Annotated in this window: 26 protein-coding genes and 1 tRNA gene; 10 read left to right on the forward strand and 17 right to left on the reverse strand. The window is 44.6% G+C overall.

Annotated elements, in window-relative coordinates:
* Positions 1-9: 9 nt before the first annotated feature.
* From DEH07_01710 to DEH07_01745, 8 genes are all read right to left on the reverse strand, one after another.
* Positions 10-228 carry a hypothetical protein gene (locus DEH07_01710; GenBank protein HBY03268.1) on the reverse strand — a complete coding sequence of 73 codons (219 nt, stop codon included), beginning with the start codon at positions 226-228 and terminating at the stop codon, positions 10-12.
* Positions 162-785 (reverse strand): hypothetical protein, encoded by a 624-nt coding sequence (locus tag DEH07_01715; GenBank protein ID HBY03269.1) that lies wholly within the window; start codon positions 783-785, stop codon positions 162-164. Before DEH07_01715 ends, DEH07_01710 begins: the two co-directional genes overlap by 67 nt.
* A 17-nt stretch (positions 786-802) precedes the next feature.
* Positions 803-1273 (reverse strand): hypothetical protein, encoded by a 471-nt coding sequence (locus DEH07_01720; GenBank protein ID HBY03270.1) that lies wholly within the window; start codon positions 1271-1273, stop codon positions 803-805.
* 137 nt (positions 1274-1410) lie between these two features.
* The gene (gene alr / locus DEH07_01725) at positions 1411-2541 is read right to left on the reverse strand and encodes an alanine racemase (GenBank protein HBY03271.1); all 1131 of its coding nucleotides are present in this window, start codon (positions 2539-2541) and stop codon (positions 1411-1413) included.
* Positions 2542-2557: 16 nt separating this feature from the next.
* On the reverse strand, positions 2558-4111 hold the full coding sequence (locus DEH07_01730; GenBank protein ID HBY03272.1) for a bifunctional ADP-dependent NAD(P)H-hydrate dehydratase/NAD(P)H-hydrate epimerase: 1554 nt from the start codon (positions 4109-4111) through the stop codon (positions 2558-2560).
* A gap of 2 nt (positions 4112-4113) precedes the next feature.
* Positions 4114-4494, reverse strand: a complete 381-nt coding sequence (gene acpS / locus DEH07_01735; GenBank protein HBY03273.1) for a holo-[acyl-carrier-protein] synthase — start codon at positions 4492-4494, stop codon at positions 4114-4116.
* Between the two features lie 23 nt (positions 4495-4517).
* Positions 4518-5315 (reverse strand): DNA-binding response regulator, encoded by a 798-nt coding sequence (locus tag DEH07_01740; protein HBY03274.1) that lies wholly within the window; start codon positions 5313-5315, stop codon positions 4518-4520.
* The gene (locus DEH07_01745; GenBank protein ID HBY03275.1) at positions 5287-6474 is read right to left on the reverse strand and encodes a sensor histidine kinase; all 1188 of its coding nucleotides are present in this window, start codon (positions 6472-6474) and stop codon (positions 5287-5289) included. The genes DEH07_01740 and DEH07_01745 overlap by 29 nt, the downstream gene beginning before the upstream one ends.
* A gap of 410 nt (positions 6475-6884) precedes the next feature.
* On the opposite strand from DEH07_01745, the gene DEH07_01750 reads away from it, so the two are divergent.
* From DEH07_01750 to DEH07_01765, 4 genes are all read left to right on the forward strand, one after another.
* On the forward strand, positions 6885-7808 hold the full coding sequence (locus tag DEH07_01750) for a sugar dehydratase (GenBank protein HBY03276.1): 924 nt from the start codon (positions 6885-6887) through the stop codon (positions 7806-7808).
* Between the two features lie 193 nt (positions 7809-8001).
* The gene (locus tag DEH07_01755; GenBank protein ID HBY03277.1) at positions 8002-8259 is read left to right on the forward strand and encodes a prevent-host-death protein; all 258 of its coding nucleotides are present in this window, start codon (positions 8002-8004) and stop codon (positions 8257-8259) included.
* Positions 8252-8584, forward strand: coding sequence for a type II toxin-antitoxin system mRNA interferase toxin, RelE/StbE family (locus DEH07_01760; protein HBY03278.1), 333 nt, complete (start codon positions 8252-8254; stop codon positions 8582-8584). Before DEH07_01755 ends, DEH07_01760 begins: the two co-directional genes overlap by 8 nt.
* Positions 8585-8655: 71 nt before the next feature.
* Positions 8656-8919 carry a prevent-host-death protein gene (locus DEH07_01765; GenBank protein ID HBY03279.1) on the forward strand — a complete coding sequence of 88 codons (264 nt, stop codon included), beginning with the start codon at positions 8656-8658 and terminating at the stop codon, positions 8917-8919.
* Positions 8920-9098: 179 nt separating this feature from the next.
* Here the strand turns inward: DEH07_01765 and DEH07_01770 are convergent.
* Positions 9099-9177: transfer RNA gene (locus DEH07_01770), tRNA-Pro, on the reverse strand.
* A 106-nt stretch (positions 9178-9283) separates the two neighbouring features.
* On the opposite strand from DEH07_01770, the gene DEH07_01775 reads away from it, so the two are divergent.
* Together DEH07_01775 and DEH07_01780 are read left to right on the forward strand one after the other, a co-directional pair.
* Positions 9284-11062, forward strand: coding sequence for a fibronectin/fibrinogen-binding protein (locus DEH07_01775; GenBank protein HBY03280.1), 1779 nt, complete (start codon positions 9284-9286; stop codon positions 11060-11062).
* Between the two features lie 11 nt (positions 11063-11073).
* Positions 11074-11895, forward strand: a complete 822-nt coding sequence (locus DEH07_01780; GenBank protein ID HBY03281.1) for an Asp23/Gls24 family envelope stress response protein — start codon at positions 11074-11076, stop codon at positions 11893-11895.
* On the opposite strand, the gene DEH07_01785 is transcribed toward DEH07_01780, so the two are convergent.
* The gene (locus tag DEH07_01785; protein HBY03282.1) at positions 11884-12492 is read right to left on the reverse strand and encodes a non-canonical purine NTP pyrophosphatase; all 609 of its coding nucleotides are present in this window, start codon (positions 12490-12492) and stop codon (positions 11884-11886) included. The genes DEH07_01780 and DEH07_01785 overlap by 12 nt on opposite strands.
* A gap of 12 nt (positions 12493-12504) precedes the next feature.
* Positions 12505-13281, reverse strand: coding sequence for an MBL fold metallo-hydrolase (locus tag DEH07_01790; GenBank protein ID HBY03283.1), 777 nt, complete (start codon positions 13279-13281; stop codon positions 12505-12507).
* 198 nt (positions 13282-13479) lie between these two features.
* Here DEH07_01790 and DEH07_01795 point away from each other — a divergent pair, with 198 nt between their 5' ends.
* Together DEH07_01795 and cysM are read left to right on the forward strand one after the other, a co-directional pair.
* The gene (locus DEH07_01795; GenBank protein HBY03284.1) at positions 13480-14784 is read left to right on the forward strand and encodes a glycosyl transferase family 1; all 1305 of its coding nucleotides are present in this window, start codon (positions 13480-13482) and stop codon (positions 14782-14784) included.
* A 14-nt stretch (positions 14785-14798) separates the two neighbouring features.
* On the forward strand, positions 14799-15707 hold the full coding sequence (gene cysM, locus DEH07_01800; GenBank protein ID HBY03285.1) for a cysteine synthase B: 909 nt from the start codon (positions 14799-14801) through the stop codon (positions 15705-15707).
* 68 nt (positions 15708-15775) lie between these two features.
* Here the strand turns inward: cysM and DEH07_01805 are convergent, their stop codons facing one another.
* From DEH07_01805 to DEH07_01830, 6 genes are all read right to left on the reverse strand, one after another.
* Positions 15776-16573 carry a hypothetical protein gene (locus DEH07_01805; protein ID HBY03286.1) on the reverse strand — a complete coding sequence of 266 codons (798 nt, stop codon included), beginning with the start codon at positions 16571-16573 and terminating at the stop codon, positions 15776-15778.
* A gap of 90 nt (positions 16574-16663) precedes the next feature.
* Positions 16664-16954: a hypothetical protein gene (locus tag DEH07_01810; protein HBY03287.1), complete on the reverse strand. Its 291-nt coding sequence runs from the start codon at positions 16952-16954 to the stop codon at positions 16664-16666.
* A 188-nt stretch (positions 16955-17142) separates the two neighbouring features.
* Positions 17143-17919: a succinate dehydrogenase iron-sulfur subunit gene (locus tag DEH07_01815; protein ID HBY03288.1), complete on the reverse strand. Its 777-nt coding sequence runs from the start codon at positions 17917-17919 to the stop codon at positions 17143-17145.
* A 3-nt stretch (positions 17920-17922) separates the two neighbouring features.
* Positions 17923-19680, reverse strand: coding sequence for a succinate dehydrogenase flavoprotein subunit (locus tag DEH07_01820; GenBank protein HBY03289.1), 1758 nt, complete (start codon positions 19678-19680; stop codon positions 17923-17925).
* Positions 19681-19750: 70 nt separating this feature from the next.
* Positions 19751-20383 carry a succinate dehydrogenase gene (locus DEH07_01825; protein HBY03290.1) on the reverse strand — a complete coding sequence of 211 codons (633 nt, stop codon included), beginning with the start codon at positions 20381-20383 and terminating at the stop codon, positions 19751-19753.
* Between the two features lie 222 nt (positions 20384-20605).
* Complete coding sequence (locus tag DEH07_01830; protein HBY03291.1) at positions 20606-21538, reverse strand: prephenate dehydratase; 933 nt, start codon at positions 21536-21538, stop codon at positions 20606-20608.
* Positions 21539-21947: 409 nt separating this feature from the next.
* Between DEH07_01830 and larC the strand changes: the two genes are divergently transcribed.
* Together larC and larB are read left to right on the forward strand one after the other, a co-directional pair.
* On the forward strand, positions 21948-23156 hold the full coding sequence (larC, locus tag DEH07_01835; protein ID HBY03292.1) for a nickel pincer cofactor biosynthesis protein LarC: 1209 nt from the start codon (positions 21948-21950) through the stop codon (positions 23154-23156).
* 2 nt (positions 23157-23158) lie between these two features.
* Positions 23159-23926, forward strand: coding sequence for a nickel pincer cofactor biosynthesis protein LarB (larB, locus tag DEH07_01840; protein HBY03293.1), 768 nt, complete (start codon positions 23159-23161; stop codon positions 23924-23926).
* The last annotated feature ends 4 nt before the right edge of the window (positions 23927-23930 follow it).

Here is a 23930-nt window from a genome sequence, read left to right on the forward strand (position 1 = left end):
CGCGTGTCATTATTTTCTTAAGCTTTTTGGAAGTTCGGGCTGATAACACATTATCATACAGGTAGGCCTAACACTAAACGCAGCCAGAAGGACCAGAACACTGAAAAAGGACGAAAAGACAAAGTAGGAAAACTTTTTCATTTTTTTACACCTCCTTTCGCTTAAAATAGACTGTCTACTGTTGCTATAAGACGGTGGCCTGCTTGAGTCATGGAAAAGATTTGCCATAAAAGTCCCGCTTCTATGGCCAGAATTATCACTGTAGCCAGGGAAAGCGGACTCAATAAAAGAAAAGACACCTGAGCAGAAACCGCCAAGAAGACAAAAACTATTGAGAACAAACGCAATTGCCGCCTTTGTTTCTCAGAAGAAATGGGCTTTTTAGGCGACTCCACCGGGGCCAACCGCCATACTGCGGCCAGAGATACTATAAAACCGCCGGCGATTACCAAAACCAGCGCAGAATATGAAAAATAAGGCGCTGCTATAACGGCCAGCTTGCCAAAAATCGAAACCACCATTATACTGACCAAAATACAAACATAAGGAGAAGAGCTGTGAGCGCCGCCGGCGAAAGAGCGCAGCAACATTCCCACAGTTAAAACTATTAAGGTAACAACCAGACATTTAAGCAGCCATCCTGCAATGCACACCAGAAGAACACCTGCGCCGCCGTAGATAATCATCTCCAGGCTGTAAGCAGCGACTTCTTCTTCATCCCTGTTTAAACCCAGCCTGTCCTTTAAAAAACCTGCCGCAGATTTGGGGAGGTCTACTTTAAACAAAAATTAAATGCACTCCCTTAAGCTGAAATTTTTCCCCGCCGGCGGTTGTAATAATTTTTACCCAGAGCGACAGCCAGCAAAACCAACTCGTAGGGAAGGCTGTATAGTTCCCTGAGTACAGGGTTGGCAAAAAATTCTTCATAGGTCCTGCCTGTTAAATTTAATAACGGCATCATATAAATCATTTCCACCAAACCACAAATTACAAAGGTCCCAATTACCGTCAGGAAAACCCTGCTCAAGCGAATCTTTGTGATCAAGTGCACATATACAGCCAGGGAAATGACAAGAACTACCGTATGAACACCAAAGGCAATGGGCAACAAGCGCACTAAATTGGTTACAGTCTGAAGTACGGCGATTGCGGTTATCTTTTTAAAATCAAATCTCAAGCAGAGGAAACTAAAAACAACCATCACACAGACTATACTTTCAGGAAAATCCTGTATAAGTAAGGCGGTCAATTCTCTTGTCAATATTGCAGGCATGTATATCTTTCCAGTTCCTATATTTGTATCTGAACCCGGACTTTTCTTCACATTCCGTGTATTCTAAAAATTAAAACCTACTTACCACTATTTTCGTCATCCAACAAATAATTCCTTCTTTCGCAGCCAATATTTTTCTATTGTCCTTTCTGGTTTAAATAATATCTCGGCACGCGGCTGTTGACCATGCAGACTATTTCATAACTAATCGTTCCGGTTAATTTCGCAATTTCTTCAACAGGAATGGTTTCTCCCCCGCCGGATCCAAAGAGAACTACCTCATCACCGGGATACACATCATTGATATGCCCGACATCAACCATGCATTGGTCCATACAAACACGGCCGACAACTCTCGCCCTTTGTCCATTGACAAGCACAATTCCCCTGGAAGATAAAAGCCTGCTGTAGCCGTCTGCGTAACCCGCCGAGATCACGGCGATGACAGTCGGATGTGAAGTTTGGTAAGTGGATCCATAGCTTACTTTAAATCCTGCGGGTACTTTCTTAATTTGTGCTATTCGTGTCTTAAAAGACATAGCAGGTTTTAGATTTAGTGAGTTCCGGATTTCGTTGGAAGGATACAAACCGTAAATGATAATACCGGGTCTGACCAGGTTTAAACAAGTCTGCGGGAGATCAAGCAGAGCGGCGCTGTTGGCGCAATGCCGGAGAGGAAACTCCAGCCCCGCTTTGCGGAGTGCTTCCAGAAAAGAATTGAACAGCTCGAGCTGCGCAAGCGCGAATGTTTTATCCGCGCTGTCAGCTGCGGCAAAATGCGTAAAGATTCCTTCCGGAATTAGATGAGGAAGCCTTGCGGCTTTAAGGACATCTTCAAGGGCTGATTTTCCCGGCGTTAGACCCAGACGGCCCATGCCGGTATCAATTTTAATATGAACTTTAGCCTGCCTGCCTGAGCGTTCCGCAATACTGTTCAACGCTTCAGCCATCTCCAGGCTGTATACCGTCTGGATCAGATTTAAATCCAGTACCTCTTTAAATTGGGCGCCGGGTGTATACCCAAGAAGCAAAACCGGGGCTTCAATCCCCGCTTTTCTTAACTCTTTTGCTTCTTCAACTCTGGCAACGGCCAGGCTTTTTGCTCCGTTAGCCAGAACAACTTTTGCCGATTCCAAAGCGCCGTGTCCATATGCGTTTGCTTTTACTACGGCCATAATTTCCGATTTTGGGGAAACAATTTTACGTATTTCCCGCATATTCTGTGCGATAGCGCAAAGATCTATTTCAGCCCAAACCGGGACTTTCAGGATCAGTCACCTGCCGTTAATTGCTTTCAGTTTCTAAAATAGCATCCGGTAAAAAGTCCAGAATATCACCGGCTACAAGGCCGCGGCAGCCTTTCCGCCTGACCGCAAGATCACCGGCCAAACCGTGAAGATAAGCCCCTGCCCCTGCTGCGTCAAACGGGTTTAACCCCTGGGCGATCAACCCGGCAATGATTCCGGTAAGAACATCTCCCGCGCCGCCTGTAGCCATGCCGGGATTTCCTGTTGTATTGATATAAGCCCTGGAATCGGGAGCCGCCACTATAGTCGAAGCGCCCTTCAATAATAAAACGACTCCCCAGTCTTTAGCCGCTTTTTCCGTTATCTCTAAACGCCGCTGCTGGATTTCGGCTGTAGTATTGCCTGTCAGCCTGCCCATCTCACCCGGGTGAGGGGTTAAGACAATTGGCGCTGACGTTAGTTTGAATACCTCCGTGTGACCGGCAAGGCAGTTTAAACCATCCGCATCCAACACACAAGGTATTTTTAACATAGGTAAAATTCTTTTTATAAAAGAAGCTGTCTCCGGATGTGTGGTGATACCGGGTCCGATTGCGACAACATCAAAGCGCTGCGCAAGAGTAAAAACTTCATCCAAAGCTTCGCTTCCAATTGTCTGTTCGGAACTCTCCGGCAAGGCGACAGTCATGATTTCAGTCAGTTTTGAAGCGGCAAGCTTTTGCACACCGGAAGGAACCGCCAGAGTTACCAGTCCCGCACCCGCCCGGGCTGCGCTCATTGCGGCCAGACAGGCGGCGCCGGTCATGCCTCTTGACCCGGCTACAATTAGTACCCTCCCATAATCACCTTTGTTGGAGGCGGGCTGACGCGGCTGAAGCCAACCGCGGACCAAATCCCTGGTTAACAACTGTCTCTTTAAGGATTCGTTATTATAAAGATACGCCGGTATGGAAATGTCAGCCACATGAAGTTTTCCAGTATGGCTTGCGCCAGGTTCCTGGACAAGCCCCAGCTTGGGCAGGCCGAAGGTAACTGTACAGGTTGCCTTAACGCAAAGGCCCTCAATAAGGCCGCTGTCCGCCTGTAATCCGGAGGGTATATCTACAGCCACTACCGGCTTCCCGCTGTGGTTAATCTGCTCAATTACACCAGCAGAGGGCTGGCCCGGAATTCCTTTGAAACCAGTGCCAAAAATAGCGTCTATAATGAGATCGCTTCCTGTAAGGGCCGTATGTAAATCATCGAAACGGAAGTTTTGATCTAATACTTCTATCTTTTGGCCCATATTCTCCCAGATAGACATATTTGTTTTTGCGTCACCGGAGATTTCTTCTTTTTCAGCTAAAAGAAAAACCTTTACATTGGCTTTTAAGTTATACAAATGCCGGGCAACAACAAAACCGTCCCCGCCATTGTTTCCCTTGCCTGAAAATACGCAAACAGCCTTGTTTTCAATATTAGGAAGCAGCTCCCGGATAACTTGAATGACCTGAAAACCGGCATTCTCCATTAGAACAACCCCGGGTATCCCGTAATCTTCGATAGTGGTGCGATCCAGTTCTCTCATTTCCGCGGCGCTGACTACTTTCATTTTTAGCCTCCTAAGGCCAGGGCAAATGCCAAAGCTTTGTCCTGATCGTGAGAAATGGTGATTAGTACTTTACTGATTCCTTTTTCCCCGGCGATTTCAACAGCCCTGTTATGTAAAGATACTTTTGGCCCATTGTCTTTTTCTGTTACTATCTCGACATCCCGCCAACCTATACCAAAGGCCAGGCCTGTCCCCAATGCTTTTAAAACAGCTTCTTTGGCGGCAAAACGGGCTGCAAAAGATGGAAAGGGATCCTTGCGCAAACTGCAGTAAGCCACTTCATCCTGTGTAAAAATTTTATTAAAAAACTTACCCGGATATTTTTCGGCCAATAACCGCAGCCGCTTGATTTCAATTATATCAGTGCCGATTCCTTTTACCAATGGCAAATCCGCCTTAAGTTTGTTTAGAAACCGATAATTCTTTTAAGCTTTTTTGCCTGTGCGCGGCTTACAGGGACTTCGCTTTTTTCTTTATCATCCACTATGAGGTTGTATGTCCCGTTAAAAAAAGGGACTATTTCTTTTACTTTATGCAGGTTGACCAGGTAACACCGGTGAGTTCTGAAAAATACTTTCGGATCTAAACGTTTTTCGAGTTCCTTTAAAGTAAATCTTACAAAAAGTTTTTCATCAAAGATCTTTAAATAAACGTAATCTTTTTCCGTAAAGGCAAAAACGAGATCTGATTCAGGCACCAGGACTGTTTTTCCTTTCTTTTCAGCAGGAATGCGGTCAATTTTAATCTGCTCCAAATCAAGGTTAATATCTGCCTGGTTGTAAACACTGGTTGTTTCCGCTTCCTCGATTTCTTGATTTTCCAGGTTTGCTCCGGAATCACCGATTAATTTCAGGACTTTGTCAATAGCCCTTTTTAAGCGGCTGATTTCCACAGGCTTCAAAAGATAGTCGACAGCGTTGATATCAAAGGCTTTCACTGCATATTCATCATAGGCGGTAACAAAAATAACGAACGGCTTACAGGGGAGTTCCTGAATCGCCGCTCCCAATTCCATACCGCTCATTCCGGGCATTGAAATATCAAGAAACAAAACCTGATAATCCAGCGCTTTTATTAATACAAGCGCTTCTTGCGCATTGGCGGCCTCGCCGATAACTTCAATGTTGTCAAAGTTCTTCAAAGCAAAGCGTAATTCCTGCCGCGCCGGGTATTCGTCATCCACGATCAGAGCTTTCAATTTCATTTCTATTCTCCTCCCCGTCCACATGTTTGAGATCCAGTGGAACCCGGAAAAATACAGATGTACCCATCCCGGGTGTGCTTTCTATTTTTAAGCCGTAATCTTCACCAAACAAGCTCTTCAAACGTTCGTTTACATTACTGAGGCCGACGCCGTTTCCCGAACCTACGCCAGGTTTAAGAATTTCAGGCAGCCTTTCCGGGTGGATTCCCACACCGTCATCATTTACCTCAAATAAGATTTCCCCGTCAGCGAGGCTGGCGGTAATTTTTACTGTTCCTTTGCCTAGCTTGGGTAATATACCGTGCTTGATCGCGTTTTCGGCCAGCGGTTGAATAGTAAGTACAGGCACCTCGCAGGATAAAAGAGTATCGTCGATATCCTTCATTATTTGCAGCTTCTCACCAAAACGCGCTTTTTCCAGAACAAGATATGTATTCAAATACTCAATTTCTTCTTTCAGGCTGTTGAAATGTCCTCTTCTTTTAAGCGCATAACGAAAAAAACTGGCCAGACGGATCAACAGGCGTCTGGCTGTTTCGGGATTCGTCCGGATAAACATGATAATGGTATTTAAAGTATTAAACAGAAAATGCGGGTTAATTTGCGCCTGAAGAGCTTCCAGTTCCGCCTTGGTAACCAGTTGGGTCTGCCGGTTCAGTTCCGCTAATTCCATCTGCATTCCAAATAAATGAGCCAGCCCGACAGACAGTTTCACTATTCCTTCCGGTACTTTGCCGGGTTTTGACTGGTATAGTTTTAATGCCCCGGTTACTTTTCCGTTGCATTTCAAAGGAGCGATCACGGCGGACTCCAAAGGACAGTTTGGAAAAGGACATTTCAAATCATATGGGTTATTCAATATTTTTAACTCCCCGCTGTAAAGCGCCGCCTTGGTGGCTTCTGTAAGAACAGGTCCTCCCGCTTTATGGTGATCGTCTCCCGAACCGATGTAGGCAAGTATTTTTTCTCTGTCGGTGATCGCTACTGCAGCGACTTGAGAAATCTCTTTTATTATAGCCGCCGTTTTAGCAGCTGTTTCTTCACTAAGACCCCGTCTTAAAAAAGGCAAAGTCTCATTGGCAATCTGGAGCGTGAGATCGGCAAGGCTTTTCTCTAGCTTGATATTTTGAAGTTTCTGCCTGTAGACAAACCTGTCCATCCCTAAAGCTGTTAGAATATTGGATATGAGCAGGACAATCGCACAATGCCAGATTAAAGGTTTCCATAAGATTAGTAATGCCGCAGCTGCAATATTAAGCGGCAGCCACCAGATAAGTATCCCGCGCAATATACTCCTGTCCGTTTTCCAGCCCCCTAGCCATAGACTGAATATTTGTAAACATTCGTCATTTAAAGCTGTTTTTGCTTTCACAATTTTCTTTTAACTATTATAATTAAGGAAAAAGTAAATGTCTATCGCAAAAACACCGCCGGAATTCTGAGGAATAACGAGCACCTGAGCGAACCGTGACAACGACGGCCTGAGGCGAACTGAGCACGTAGGCAGTTGACCTCCCTAAGACAAGCTTTTTTCAGGATAGTTTATTTTATAAAGGAGATCGGTAAAAAATGAAAAACATCCTGATTATTGGAGGGAGCTACTTTATAGGAAGGGTATTTATCCTAATGCTATCGAGGCGAAAAGAATATACAATCCACGTCCTGAACCGGGGCAACAGGCCGCTAAGGATACAGGGTGTCGAAGAACATATCTGCGACAGGAATGAATCTGAGAGAATAAAAAAGGTTATCCCTCCCTTGGATTGGGATGCGGTGGTTGACTTCTGCGCTGATCTTCCTCACGAAATAAGCAGTATGATTAATGATTTGCCCGGCAAGATAAACCATTATATTTATTTCAGTACCTGTGCGGTTTATAAAACATCTCTAGATTACCCCAAATACGAAGACTCACCCAAGCTTTCAGGATCTATTCCGGGCCCTTTTGGAGATTATGGCTATAAAAAGTATCTTGCAGAGCTTGAATTAGTTAAGAGTTGCGAGACTGAAAACATAAATTATACTGTATTAAGGCCTGCTTTCGTTTACGGGCCTTTTAATTATGCCCCGAGAGAATCATATTTTTTTGATCTTATCTTAAGCAACAAGGAAGTGCCGGCGCCGTCGAACTCAATTGCTCTTTTTCAGTTTGTTTATGTTACGGATATCGCCAACTTGTGCATTTCCTGTTTGGGCAACAGCACTGTCTATGGAAATGCCTACAACTTATCCGCGGAGGAAATGATCTCATATCAAAAGTTAATCAATGTATTTGAAGAAATCAGCGGCGAAAGAATCCGAACCAGGGAATACAGCTGTGAGGAAATTGAGCAAAAGAATATCCCTCTGCCCTTTCCATTAGAACAGCATGAACTCTATTCCGGCTCACTGATCACAAGGACTTTAAATTTTAAGTACACTCCCTTTGCAAAAGGCATGAAAGATACCTTTGAATTTTACAAGAAACACTCTTTTAAGAAGCAGCTAAAATAAAGCTCCAAGAACACAAATTCAAAAGGTGAAATAACCAGAGGGACGGTGATTTCATTTCAGCAAAAGTAGATATTTCATCAGCGGGGCGCACTCTATGAAAAATTTTCAACGCCCGTTAAATGCTGTTGTTTTTGCTGTTGTAATTTACGAATAATTAGCGCATAATAGTATCAACAAGGAAAGAGGTGATCTTATGCCAAACATCAAGCCGGTTTCGGATTTGCGAAATTATAACGAGGTTTTGAGGGATGTTGCTGTGGGCGCGCCAGTCTTTTTGACGAAGAACGGCAGAGGACGTTATGCGCTTATTGATATTACAGAGTACGAGAAAATACAGGCGACAATCAAGCTGATGGGCGAACTTGCCAAGGGCCGGAAATCAGGCGAGGAAAAGGGATGGGTTTCACGTGAAGCTGTGAGAGCACATTTCAAAGAGAAAACCAGTGAATAAGCTTCATTATTCTCCGGAGGCTTTAAGTGACCTTGACGAAATATGGGCATGTATTTTTGAAGAATTACAAAATTCCACCGCTGCCCAAAACACGGTGGATGGCATATTGGATAATATAGAAAATTTGCGAAAGTTTTCAGAAATGGGGGCGCCTCTGTGCTCAGTCATAGAGGTTGAAGGCGATTACCGTTTTCTTGTATGCGGAAACTACCTTGCCTTTTACCGCGTCAAGGGCGAGGAGGTCAACATAGACCGCATATTATACGGCAGACGCGATTATCTGCGTATCTTGTTCGCCAATTCATCGGAAGAAGCCATCAAGTAGAAACTAACATTTAGACCTTGTGTTTTGGGCAGAATAATGCTATAATTATGTACAATAGAGGAGGCGCAGTCATGCCGCAGATCAGACCGATTACGGATTTGAGAAATACCAACGAAATTTCCGACATCTGCCACGCCAAGAAAGAGCCAATTTTCATTACAAAAAACGGCTATGGTGATCTGGTAGTTATGAGCATTGAAACTTACGAAGCCATGCTGGAAGAACGGGAACTTGACGCCGCCATCATGGAAGCCGAGGCCGAGTATGCATCTGGCAGCCAGTTGTTGGATGCGAGGAAAGCTCTCTCCACATTAAGGAGACGGCACTTTGGATAAATACGCCGGTGGCTAGGAAACAGGTCGTCATCGTGACGGTGCGGTATTCCAAAAGCCAATTCTGATAGGATCACATATTGAAAGAAAAGACAATCATAAAAAATAAGACCAGGGTACATTGCCCCGGTTTATTTTTTAAAACGTTATATTGTCGTTATGGTGTAGAACCGCTATTTCCATGGTCGGGGCGACAGGACTTGAACCTGCGGACCTCACGGTCCCGAACCGTGCGCTCTAGCCAAACTGAGCTACGCCCCGTTAAAAAGTCAACAATGTAATTTTCACACAAAACCCGGAAGAAGTCAACGCCAATGTAAGTTGTGGTATAATAATACCAATCAGGAAACCGGCAGGGAGACTAAATATGCCATTCGACGGTTTTGTGCTTGCCGCAGTACGCCATGAACTGGAAGATAAAATAATTGGGAGCAGGGTTGATCGGGTCTATCAGCCTTCCAAGGACACTGTAGCTTTAAATTTGCATCGCACAAAGGAAAAGATGCGTCTGTTGCTTTGCGCACATCCTTCTTTTGCGCGTATACACCTGTTTAAGCAGCCAAAGGAGAACCCGGCTTCCCCACCCTCTTTCTGCATGGTCCTTAGAAAGCATTTGGAAGGCGGCCGTATAAAGAGTATAATTCAACCCGGCCTGGAACGTATTATCTCTCTTGAAATAGAAGCGCAAAACGAAATAGGCCAGGCAGTGACAAAACACCTGATCTGCGAAATTATGGGAAAACACAGCAATATTATTCTTGTCGATGTTCAAAGCAGAAAAATAACCGACGCCATTAAAAAATACTCCCATGTATTAAGCCGGCACAGGGAAGTGCTGCCGGGGCGCATATACATACCACCACCGGCACAGGAAAAGCTGGACACGTTGAATATGACGGAGAAAGACCTGTTCGAATCTTTGATGAAAAGGCCTTTAGACGATCTCATAGTTAAATGCCTGCAAAACTGCCTGGAGGGATTCAGCACTCCTTTAGCCAAAGAAATACTTTACCGTACAGGGCTTCCTGCGGAACTTACTTTAAACGAGTGCGGAGAGTACGAGCTTAATAAAATATGGGCAGTTCTTCAGGAGATAATAATTCAGGCAAGACAGAATCTATTTCAACCGACACTTGTTTTAAACAGGCAGGGGGAACCGGTAGAATTCAGCGCGTTTGACCTGACTTGTTACGGAGATCAATTGAGAAAAAAAGGTTCGATGAACGATAACGTTGAACAGTTTTATAGCCTTAAGGAAGACGATTTGCGGCGCGGGAAGGAAAGAAGCTTTCTTCTTAAAACAGTGCTCAAACAGACCGTGAACCTTTCTAAGAAGCTGGAATTCCAGCGCGAATACCTGGGAAAGGAAGAAAAAACTGAGCAGCTGAGGATATCAGGGGAATTGATTATGGCCAACATTCATCAAATAAGCAGAGGATCTGTAAGAGTTAGTCTTGATAACTTTTATGATGTGTCCGGTTCAAAAGCAGATATTAATCTAAATCCTGAATTGGGACCCGTTGAAAATGCCCAGGCTTATTTTAAGAAATATGCCAAAGCCAAGAGAGCTTCCAAAACAGCCGCCAGGATAGAAGAACAAACCTTAAAAGAACTTAATTATCTTGCCTGCGTCGAAACAAACCTGAATATGGCATCCGTTGATCAGGAAATATCCGAAATAAAAGAAGAATTAAACAAGCAGGGGTATCTTAAAGATAATTCCGGTCCTCGTAAGGTGAAAACAGTTCATAAAACGCCTCAGCCGCTGGTTTTCAAATTATCCGAAGGCTTTACGGCGCTAGTCGGTAAGACCAACCGCCAAAATGATTACCTGGTCACACATCTGGCTAAGGATAATGATATCTGGCTTCATGTAAAGGATTATCCGGGAGCGCATGTAATAATCAAAACGGAAAAGAGTTTGTCTGAAACACCTGCGGGTGTCTTACTGGAAGCTGCCTGCCTGGCGGCGCATTTCAGCAAGGCCAGACAGAATAAAAATGTTCCCGTGGATTATACATTTCGTAAGAATGTACATAAACCGCCTGGCGCAAAGCCGGGTTTTGTCACTTATACCGGCCAGCGAACGATAAATGCAAATCCTGATGAAGAGATGGTGCTTAAACTGGCCGGAAATAAATTGTAAAGGGGTACAAAGTGGAGGTTTTTGCGTTAACAGGCCCCAGCGGAACTGGAAAAAGCCACCGTGCAATAGCGCTTGCTCACGAGTTGGATGCAGATCTGATTATTGATGACGGCCTGGTCATCAAAGGAACTCAAATACTCGCGGGTTCATCCGCAAAAAAGCAGCCTACCCGGATAGGAGCCATAAAGACTGCGCTTTTTCTTGACAAAAACGAGGCGGAACTGGCCAGATCGGCAATTTTGAAATTTGTCCCTCAGAGAGTGCTGATTCTGGCAACATCCAAACGGATGGCTGAAAGAATAAGAAACAATCTCAGACTTGATTCTTTCAGCAGGATTATTTCTATAGAAGAAGTGGCGTCACCCAAAGAAATCCGCAAAGCCAGGATGCTTCGCAAGCAGCACAGCAAACATGTTATTCCTGCTCCTACTGTGGAAGTTCAAAAATCTTTTCCGGATACATTAATTGATCCTTTACAGGTCTTTTTAAAGCGCAAAAGCACACCCGAGATAAAAAGCTGGTCGGAGCAATCAGTTGTGCGGCCTTCCTTTACAGGCTATGGTAAAATCTCTGTTTCCCACAGCGCTTTAATATCTATTATTACCAGGGCAGCCGAAGAAATTGACGGTGTTAAGAAAACAGGCAGAGTGCATATTACACGATCGGAACAGGACGTTGTTCTGGATCTGTTTCCGACGATAATTCATGGCTATAACTTAAAAACTGTGAGCCACAAAGTGCAGTATGCGGTCAAGAAACGCGTTGAAGATATGACAGGTCTTACTGTTAAGGCAGTAAACGTTTTAGTTAAAGATTTGAGTTTAAAAGATTAATTTATTTTGAATTATTTCCAGCAGTATCTTATATGTACCGGCAAGAGCACGCGCCCGGTGGCTGATTTTATTTTTTACATCAGGTTCGAGTTCGGCAAAAGTCTTCTCAAATTCGGGTACATAAAAAAGAGGATCATAACCGAATCCTCCGGCGCCTTTTTGTTCAAAAGCGATTAACCCATGGCAGCTGCCTTCGGCGGTAAAAATCCTTCCGGATGGGGTGGCAATTGCCACAACACAAAAAAATCGCGCCTTACGTTGTTCCCAGGGTACGTTCTTCAATAATTTTAGAAGTTTCGTGTTGTTAGCAAGATCATCGCTTTTTTCGCCCGCGAAACGCGCTGAAAATATTCCCGGGGCGCCGTTCAAATAATCTACCTCTAATCCCGAATCGTCGCCCATTGCCAGGCAGCCGGTTGCCAGAGCGACAGTTTTAGCCTTCTTTAAGGCATTCTCAGTAAATGTAGATCCATCCTCAATGATCTCGGGCAATTCGGGATATAAAGACAGGGAAACCACCTCAAGATCAAGTGGGCTCAGCAAAGAAATTAGTTCTTTAGTTTTTCCCTGGTTGCGGGTTGCCAGAATTAGTTTCATATCATTATCCTTTTAATATAAGAAGTAAGTGTCTCCTTCCTGCGCAAGAACTACCGGACGGCCATATCCTTCCTGGGCCTGGGAGCGTAGCTGCTCAAGATCATATTCAGGGTAAAAGTGAGTTATAATAAGTTCCTTGACTTTAGCCCGCGCAGCCAGTTCCCCGGCCTGCCGCGCAGTAAAATGCAGCTCTTTGAAAGCCTCCAGGTCTTTATCCAGTCCGCTTGCCTCACAAAGGAAGATACCGGCTTTTTCAGCAAGCTCGGTTAACTCTTTGCCGGGTATTGCGTCCCCGGAATAAACCAGATAACCGGAGCCTTCTATTCCCAAGGCGTAGGCGCTCATGGTTGAATGATGCACTGGAAGAAAAGAAATATTCACTGCGCCGATCTTAGCCTGCCGCACACTGGCGCCGGAAGACAGCTTTTCAACCGGCAGGTCTTCAATAGGCGTTACCTCAAAGGCATCCGAGCAGGATTGAAGTTCCTTGAAAATATGGTGTGGTTCCGAGGGTAAAAACAGTTGTATGTGATTCCTTCTCAGACCGTCTCTTAGAGCGCCTCTAGTGGCATGCCGCAGGCAGTGCAAATCAACGTAGTGATCGGGATGCAGGTGGGTTATGACAGCCGCCTTTATATCTGCATGATGTATGAAATGTCCTAAACGGCTGAATGCGCCATGTCCCAAATCAAGTAGAATGTTGGCGCCGCCGTCCTGCAGCAGGTAGCCGGAACAGGCGCCGTCCACAGGTGCGTATGGAGCCCAACATCCGAGAACGGTTAAGCGCATTTTTATATTTGCCTCCTTGAAAAAAATATGCATTGGGTATTATATCACCCTGGAATTACAAAAGGCAACAATCTAATCTACACCCATTTACAACAACAACAACTCTGTTTAAAATAGAAAGAAACATGGCTTCAAATATAGAATAAGCTAAAAAATAATATAATGATTCAAAAATGAGAAGGAGAGGCGGTTATCACATTGGAAACAAATCTCCAGGAAAAAGAAGACCAGGCAGTTTTAAAAACAGAGAAAGGCATTCCTCCTGCAAAAACACTTGATCAATACGCTGAAATTGTCGGCCCGCAAATCATAGAGGAACTAATCAAGCTGGGAAACGAAGTTAAAGGGCTGAAAGTACAGCAGATCAATTCGGCGCGGTTCGGCGGCGGCGTTGCTGAGATGCTGCATTCAATAATTCCCCTTGAACGTGTCCTGGGGCTTGACATGAACTGGGAAGTTATTACGGGAAATATAGATTTCTTTAACTATACGAAAACGATCCATAATTTTATCCAGGGCAAGATGGGAATTCCGGATCTTGTCGGAACGAAAGTATATTGGGATACAAACAAGGCCAACTTTAAATTAATTGACCAGGACGCGGATATAATCCTTATCCACGATCCACAACCGGCCGGAATGATAAAATTCCTCGACACTGCAATAAGGAAAAAACAGAAATGGATCTGGCGGTGTCATATTCAGCTCCTGCCAAAAGATTTTTTTGTAACGGAGTTTTTAAGGACCCTGATCGAGTCCTATGACGCAACAATCTTTTCTTCACCTCAGTTCCTTCCGCCGTGGAAAGTACCGTCAATTCTTATTCTGCCGTATATTGATCCCCTTTCAGACAAAAATAAAGAATTGACGAAACAAGAGATACAAGCTGTGCTTGATAAATTTAGAATCGAAGATCCGAAAAAGAAACCCCTCCTTACGCTGGTCTCCCGTTTTGATCCTTTTAAGGGACATCTGGCAGCCATAGAGGCTTTTAAAAAGATACGCAAAATAATTCCCTGTCAGCTGTTACTGGCGGGAGGAACAGCTTACGACGACCCCGAAAATATCAGGATCTTCGATGAATTAGCCGATAAGTCAAAAAACATACCGGATGTTATGCTGCTGAATCTCCCTCCGGACAGTCATATAGAAATCAATGCCTTTCAGAGGGCGTCTACTATTATTCTGCAGCCCTCCGTCAAAGAAGGTTTCGGGCTTACGGTAAGTGAAGGAATGTGGAAGGAGAAACCGGTAATCGGCGGTAATACAGGAGGCATACCGGCACAGATTATAGACGGTTATAATGGCTTTTTGATAACTCCCGGTGAAAAGGGTATACCTGAAATGATTGAAAGAATAATTTACCTCCTGGAGCATCCCATGTCTGCCAGAGAAATGGGAAAAAGAGGAAGAGAAGGCGTTAAAGAGCGTTTTCTAGTTACCCGGGGTATTTATGACGAGTTATGTCTGTTTAGAAACCTGATTTGCAATTTAGAAATATAGGAGTGAGAACTATAATGAGTGTTTTGTCAGCTATCGGCAACACCCCGCTTGTAGCTTTAAAAAACTTAAACAGCAATCCCCGAGTAAGAATTTTGGCCAAGCTTGAAGGTAATAATCCGGGTGGATCAGTTAAGGACAGGCCGGCTTACTACATGATTAAAAAAGCGGAAGAGTCGGGTGAATTAACACATGACAGGGTTATCTTGGAGCCTACCTCCGGCAATACAGGCATAGCGCTGGCAATGATCGGGGCGGCAAGGGGATACAAAGTAAAATTAATTATGCCTGAATGCGTCAGTATAGAAAGAAGGCATATCCTGGAGGCCCACGGTGCGGAAGCTATCCTTACTAACGCATGTGAGGCGACAGACGGGGCCATCCGGAAAGCCCATGAAATCATGAAAAACGAACCGGAATTATACTACATGCCGAATCAATTTGTAAACGCAAATAACATTCTTGCTCATTACGAGACAACCGGACCGGAAATCTTCTCTCAGACAAATGGAGAAGTTGATGTATTTGTGGCTGGAATGGGGACAACCGGTACACTGATGGGTATAAGCCAGTACCTAAAGGAAAAGAAACCCGGAGTAAAGATTGCCGGGATAGAACCGACAGTAGGGCATACGATACAAGGGCTTAAAAACATGACAGAATCTATTGTTCCTGCTATCTACGATCCTGCAATGCTGGACCAGATAATTGTCGTTGAAGATGAAGAAGCGTTCGAAACAACCAGAAGACTGGCTCTGGAAGAAGGTATTTTCGCAGGTATGTCCAGCGGCGCTGCTGTGGCGGGGGCGCGTCGCCTGGCGGCAGAAATGGATTCCGGGACAATTGTCGCCCTGCTGCCTGACCGGGGTGACCGTTACCTCAGTACGGTTTTGTTTAGATCAGTCTGCGGTAAATGTCCCCCGTAAAAACTGAAATTATTGTGATATTGTTTTTCCGGAAAGACATTTGGAGGGTTATTTTCTCCTCCAAAATTTTATTTTATGGGTGGAATGTTGTCCGCAATTATATTAAAGAATGTATGTTTTTGTCCGGGCAGGGATTCCAGACATTCCAAAGCTTCTATTGAAGTTTCAAATCCGTCACTCCGGCTAAGTAATCTTTTTATAAGTGAAATAAATGAATCTGACAAATTAAGAACTTTCTCCCATGGCAACTCAAATTGTGTCTCATCCTCAACATGGTTTATAAAAAGATCTACTGCAACAACCCCTGCCCCGAACAAATCGCTGCGGGGGCTGATTTCCCCGCGCAGCAGGGAGTATGTTTCATATCCGGGAATATTCTGCCCTTTCATTCTAACACTATGAAAAGGACGGACATATTTCAGCGCTTTTTCTGTAGAAGTGATTTCCACTGGGTCATGACAAAGAGGAAACTGAAGCGGATCAAGAAATCTTGCCAGACCAAAATCAACTAAATATAGTTTTCCCTTATTTAGCAAAAGATTTGACAAACGAATATCGCGATGGATAACTGCATTTTCTTTTACTAAAGGGCAATGCAGTTCAGTGAGAATAGCGAAAAGCTTTATTAATATGTCCCTGACTTCTTGTTCGCTAAAACGGCAGCCTGTATCAATAGAGTAACTTAAAGGCCACCCGGGTATATATTCCTGAACTATACAGTATACATCCTCCAGGGAAAAGCTTTCAACAAACCTCGGCGTTCCTCTGCAGGTTATACGTTCCAGGATTTCTTTTTCCAAGTGAAAGTACGGCGGAAAATCAGGACTCTCTTCAGCATTGTTAAACAAAGCCTTTAAAGCATACAACCGGCCATTTTTCTCGACTTTTAGAACGGCTCCATAACTCCCTCGGCCAAGATATGACTTAAAGCAATATCCGTGGTGAGAATGTTCCTTTCAGGAGGAGAACAGTCCTCCCAGAAAGCCTTTCTTGCGGCGGTGTTTTCCTCCGGAACTGCTGTGACGATATCCGTAGGGCTGGTGCTCCGGCCTCGGAATTTGCTGCTGAGGAGCTTGACTGGAAGTTATTCCCTTCAAAGCTGTGCCGCACTGGGGACAGGAAACCCAATTTTGTTCCACTTTGTTCCCACACGAGGGGCAAAAAAGACCCCTGTTAACTTCGGAACCGCAGTAAGGACAGAATCTGAAATCATTTTGAAGGTTTTGCTGGCAGTTTGGGCAATTCATTAAAAAAGCCTCCTTGGTTAAATGTTACTTTTTTATACCATAAAGAACAGAAATATGCAAATTCATCATAACTAAATACAGGGGGACGGTTCTTGTGTATTCATTAATGAATACACAAGAACCGTCCCCCTGTATTAACACAAGAACCGTCCCCCTGTATTAATAAAAACCATCTTGTAGTTGCTTTTCTAGCCTGGAGCCGCTAGGCCGGGGCCTTTGGGCTTGCCTTTTAACCAACGGTTAAATCCACGGAAAGCAGTCTCACGGTTAAGCTCGGCAATTATTGAAACCAGCGGAATTTCCTTGGGGCAGACTCTTTCGCAGTTTTGTGCATTACCGCAATCTGCAATTCCACCATCACCTGCTATGGCGTCCAAGCGTTCGTCTTTATACATAGCTCCTGTTGGATGGGCATTGAATAACTTTACCTGTCCCATGCATGTCGGCCCCATATAATTTGTCTTGGGATTGACGTAAGGGCAGGCCTCCATGCAGCATCCGCAAGTCATACAGCATGAAATAAGGTAACGTTCATCCTGAACGCTGGGAGCAACTTTAGGGCCAGGGCCCATGTAATAAGTTCCGTCTATGGGAACCCACGCTTTGATCTTTTTCAAATTCTCAAACATTTTTTGCCGGTCAACCATCAGATCGCGGACCAATGGGAATTTGCTCAGCGGCTGCAGGACAATTGGCTTACTCAGCGTATCTACCAGGGCAGCGCATGCCTGACGGGCAACTCCGTTGATCACCATACTGCAGGCGCCGCAAACCTCTTCCAGGCAGTTGCAGTCCCAAATTACCGGGGTTGTTGGTTTGCCCTGCACGTTGACAGGGTTCCTTTGGATTTCAAGGAGCAACGAAATTACATTAGCCTTGGGTGCAACGGGAACTTTAAATTCCTCCCAGTACGGCCTGGAGTTAGGACTCTCCTGACGTTTAATTTTTAAAATAACATCACTCATTTTTTATTTCGCCCCCTCCTTGCTCGTGGCGGCCTCTTTTTCGGCGCTCTCTTTAATTACCTGATCCTTAGTGACATCATATCGGCGCACTCTTGGTTTGACTAACGTTATATCTACATCTTCCACGGAGAACACCGGACCATTTGGTGTCCATTTGGCTTTGGTGGTTTTCAGCCAGTTCTCGTCATCCCGGTTGGGATATTCAGGCATATAATGCGCGCCCCTGCTCTCCTTGCGCAGCAGAGCGCCTCCGACTATTCCCCTGGCTAATTCGAACATGTTCCATAAGTGCCGGATAAATATGGCTGTCCTGTTGGACCAACCGCCTGTGTCATAGACACCGAGTTTCTTATACCTCTCCATTAATTCTAAAAGCTTTTTGTCAGTATCCTGCAGCTGTTTGGTCGTGCGCACAACACCAGCATAAGTGGACATATATTCATTCATTTCGTCTTTAAGCACATAGGGATTTTCCGGGCCGTTAAACTTAAATATCTTATCCATCTCGGCTTTCTGCTTGGCCATTTCCGCATCAAAAACTTTACTTGAGACATCGCTGGAGGTTTTCTTAAGCGACTTGCAGTATTCCATTACTTTGTCCCCGGCTACTGTACCGGCGTATAAGCAGGAAATAAGTGAGTTTGCGCCAAGTCTATTGGCTCCGTGGTACTGATATTCACATTCCCCGGCTGCAAACAGGCCCGGAATGTTGGTCATCTGATTATAATCGACCCACATGCCGCCCATTGAATAATGCATCGCCGGGAATACTTTCATAGGCACTTTGGTTGGTTCCTCACCGGCAAACTTACGGTAAATTTCCAAAACGCCGTGCTGTCTTTTCTCTATCCAGTCGGGTTCAAGATGGGTAACATCCAAATAAACGGAATCTCCTCCGTCCAGACCAAGTCCTAATTCACGGCACACTTTAAAAATGCCCCTGCTGGCAACATCACGGGAGACTAGATTGCCATAGGCAGGATACCATTCCTCCATGAAGAACCAGGGTTTGCCGTCTTTGTATGTCCAAAGGCGTCCGCCGTCACCGCGTACCCCTTCAGAAATCAGCCTTAGTTTATCGTCTCCGCCAATACATGTGGGATGAATCTGGATCATTTCCGGGTTTGCGTAATATACACCCTGCTGGTAGGCGCTGCTCGCCGGGCTGCCGGTATTGATAATTGAATTCGTCGTTTTTCCATAGACAGCGCCAAGACCACCAGTGCATAGAATTACCGCATCACCTTGGAACGACCTTATTTCCATCGTTTTCATATCCTGGGCAATACAACCGCGGCAAACACCGTTATCATCAATTACGGCAGACAGGTAATCCCAGTCTTCAAATTTATTGACCTTGCCCTGCGTTTCCCAATAACGAACCTGTTCATCAAGGGCATAGAGAAGCTGCTGCCCCGTTGTAGAACCGGAAAAAGCAGTCCTGTGGACCAGTGTTCCTCCGAATCTGCGGAAATCAAGGCTGCCTTCAGGAGTACGTGTAAAGGGAACACCCATTCGATCCATAAGATAAATAATCCCCGGCGCTGCCTCGCACATTCCGAGCACGGGGGGTTGGTTGGCCAGGTAATCCCCTCCCAGAAGGGTATCATCAAAATGGTTCCAGGGTGAATCTCCTTCTCCTTTGGTGTTTACTGCGCCATTAATTCCACCCTGGGCACAAACCGAGTGGGAACGCTTAACGTGAACAAAAGAGATTAAATCTACATTTTCGCCTTTTTCAGCAATTTTTATCGTAGCCATTAGGCCTGCAAGGCCGCCGCCTACAACAATAAACTTCAATTTTAAAACCCCTTCCCCTGCAAAATAATTATCAACGTATTACGACAACAGCGTTGCTTAAAAGAGTTAAGCCCGCAATACCAACAACACCCAAGGCAATAAAAATTAATGTGCAGATGCAGCTGACAAAATTTTGCGATTCTGAGCCGATTGTAATTCCCCAACTGATCAGGAAAGACCAGATGCCGTTGCAGAAGTGGAAAACAGCGGCCAGGTAACCGATTATATAAACTACATAAATAGTAGGATCGGAGAGCCACGCTGCGATAGTGGCAAAATCCATCTCAGCCCCGGTAAAGATTCTGGCTATTCTCAGGACGTAAATATGCCAGAAAACAAAAATGAATGTTACAATTGCCGTAAAGCGCTGCAAATAAAACATCCAGTTTCTGTAATACTTATATTGAAATGTATTGGTCTTTGAAATATAGGTTACCCAGACACCATAAAGCGCATGGTAAAGTATAGGGATGCCTATTAAACCTACTTCAATATAAGGTGTCAGCGGCGACCTTTCTAAAAGTCCGATTGCCCAGTCATAGGCCTCCGGCCCCTTAAAGATGAAAGAGTTGATGCATAAATGTATACATAGAAAAATGCCCACCGGAAAAATTCCTGTAAAGGAATGCAACCGCCGCGCTAAATAATGATATTTCTGCGACATTTTTTAACTCCCTTCCAACAGAGTTTCTAATCAACCAAAAAATTCAAAAAATAAATCCATTACTATTAAGTCACATAACTTGTTTTATACTTTACTTCCCTTACTCCACCTCCTTTGAAAAGTTGCTCTAGAAACCTACTCCTGCCAGACAAACCAGACAATAATAATATTTTTTTTGGAAACATGTCCAGATAATATTCTAGCCCTTACTTTAAACTGATGTCAAGAATTTTCTCGTTTTTTAGCGGCGCCATGGGCGGGATAAGATCCTAAAATACGCATACTTACCGTATACCTTTTGATACATGATAAGGCATCACAAACATGCGCGTCTTTACGATGCCCTTCAAGATCGATAAAGAATAAATAATCACCCAGCCTGCTCTTTGTAGGCCGCGATTCTATGTGCGTCAGGTTAATCTCCCTACTGGCAAATTCTTTTAGAATATCATACAGCGCTCCAGGGCGGTCGTTTACAGATAAAATAAGAGAGGTTTTACAACCGGAAACAGGTTTACTATCCTGCATAGCTATAATTACAAACCTTGTGGCATTTTCCGGATAATCGTTTATGTTCCCGGCAATAACGACAAGGTTAAGTGTTTCCGCAGCCAGGGATGTTCCTATTGCCGCCCATGGCTCCTGATGGAGGGATACAAGCCGGGCAGCTTCAGCCGTGCTGATGACTTCCTTTTTTTGTGCCAGGTATAAATACTGCTCAATGAAACCCCAACACTGCGCAAGCGCTTGCGGATGGGAGACTACCACCTCAATTTCGTCAGCGCTCATCCATTGACGGGCAAGGAGTTGATGAACAACCGGAATAATCGCCTCTCCTTTGATTTTTACTTCTTTAAACCGGTGGGCCAGTAGATCGAGTATTACGTTAATTGAACCTTCAGTTGAATTCTCGAAAGGAAGAAGTCCTTCCTCGAGCTCACCTGATTCAACAGCGGATAAGATATCGGCAAAGGAAGAAAGGCAGACTGCATCTGCTTCTTCATCATGACCAACTTTTCTGAGCTGATCAATATAGAAGCGGGCTGCCAGTTCCGAAAATGTTCCCGGCGGGCCCAAATACCCGATTCTTTTCAATTTTGACCATTCCTTTTCGGGGACAATCAGGTAAAGTGAGTCAGATTTAAAAACCTCCAGCTAAAGACTTGGCAAAGAGCTGCAGACTTTTTATGCTATGTCCCGATTTATTTAAGCAAAAGTATAACAAATTAAAAAAACCTGCGCAAGATTTATTGGGGGTCAGGCTTGACTTATTATGAAAATTGACTTATTAGATTTATTGGGGGTCAGGCTTGACTTATTAGATTTATTGGGGGTCAGGCTTGACTTATTATGAAAATTGACTTATTAGAGAAGTCGCTTTAAACGTATTGGGGGTCAGGCTTGACTTATTATGAAAATTGACTTATTAGAGAAGTCGCTTTAAACGGCATAGATGTCTGTCCTCAAGAGTTAACCGGGTTGACGCAAACATGTGTAAAATATACAATAAAACCATTAGTTTGTTTTTACTGCGAAAAACCTGCGATTAATCAGAGGGCTGAAGATGAAAGCACTTTATTTTGATTGTTTCAGCGGTGTTAGCGGCGATATGATTTTGGGAGCTTTGATTGATGCAGGCGCAAGCTTTGAGAACATAAGTGGACAATTAAAACATCTTGGTATACAGGATTACGAACTAAAGGTCCTCAAGGATCGATCATATGGCATAACAGGATCCAAGTTTCAAGTAATATTCGACGAACATTACTTGCCTTTGCGGAATCTCTCCGATATTTCCCGGCTAATTGAAGAAAGTTCTCTTCCCGCTGATATAAAAGATAACGCCGCCGCGGTTTTTCTTAAACTTGCCGGAGCAGAGGCATTGGTACACGGAGTTCCCCTGGAAAATGTCCACTTTCATGAGCTAGGAGCAATAGATACAATTATCGATATTGTAGGAACTCTTCTTGCGCTTGATGAACTGGGCATCGAAAAGATATACTGCTCGCCCTTGCCGATCAGTCATGGTTATGTCAGGTGCAGTCACGGCATATTTCCAGTCCCGGCGCCTGCGACGGCAGAAATATTAAAAGGTTTTCCCATCCGCTTTATAGACATTGAGGGTGAACTGGTAACACCAACCGGAGCGGCAATAGTAACTGTTTTGTCTGATTTTTCCCGGATCATGCCGGGCATGAAGCTGATCCATACCGGATACGGCCTGGGTCAAAACGATTACGGAATTCCTAATGCCCTGCGCGTTTTTATCGGGGAATATGATGATCCGGAAAATACAACAGATAGTGAACCCGTTAATCCCAAACAGGAAATTACCGTATTGCAAACAAACATTGACGATTTAAACCCTGAAATATTGGCTTTTGCTGCTGACAAGCTGCTCAACTACGGAGCGATTGATGTATCGATAACACCTCTGGTCATGAAAAAAGGACGGTCTGGATGTCTGCTTACAGTTCTATGTTTTTTTGAAACAAGAAAGAAATTGATTGATATTATATTTAAGGAAACTACCAGCCTCGGAATACGGGTTCATCAAGAAAGACGGGTCGTTCTGCCCAGACAGGAAATATGCGTGGAAACGGAATACGGGCCTGTCAGGGTTAAAATTTCAGCCACCACGAACAGAGAAAAACAAATCAGCCCCGAATATGAGGACTGCCGTAAAATCGCCAGTGAGAAAGATATCCCCCTTAGAGTTGTATACGATGCTTCCTTACAAGCCGCACGAAGTCTTTTAAAGGAAAGTATTTGAGTATGGATCGGGAAAAATTAGAAAAAATGCTATCGCTTTTAGCAGATCGTGAAATTACAGTTAACCAGGCTATGGAACAATTGAAGTTACTCCCATATCAGGATTTGAACTTTGCCAGGATAGACAATCACCGGAGTATCCGCTGCGGTTTTCCGGAAGTGATTTTTTGCGAAGGCAAAAGACCTGAACAGACAGCCGAAATATTTAACCAAATGGTTAACTCTAATCGGACAGTATTGGGCACGCGTGCAAGTTACCGCATGTTTGCGGCAGTAAGAAGCCTGTGCCCGGCTGTCCAATATTATAAAACTGCGCGCTGTATTGTTTACGGCATGCCCGACGAGCCTTTATACCCGGCGCCTGTCCTTGTGATAAGCGCGGGAACTACCGACCTGCCGGCGGCTGAAGAGGCGGCCGTATGCGCACAGGCGATGGGTAATACTGTCTTAAAGTTATTTGATGTAGGCGTAGCCGGTTTGCACCGGCTTTTGGATTACCTGGAGTTAATCCAAAAAGCAGCTGTCACCATTGTTGTTGCCGGTATGGAAGGCGCTCTGCCAAGCGTTGTCGGCGGACTGACTGATCGTCCGGTAATTGCAGTACCTACCAGCACAGGTTATGGCGCAAGTTTTGGCGGGCTGGCTGCCCTGTTGGGAATGTTGAACAGCTGTACACCTGGAGTCGGTGTGGTTAATATTGACAATGGTTTTGGGGCAGCTTCACTGGCAACGGCAATTAACCGTACTATAAAATCCAGCCCGGCATTATAATGAG

Origin of the sequence: Desulfotomaculum sp., from assembly GCA_003513005.1 — a bacterium.
In the GTDB taxonomy this organism is placed as follows: domain Bacteria; phylum Bacillota; class Desulfotomaculia; order Desulfotomaculales; family Nap2-2B; genus 46-80.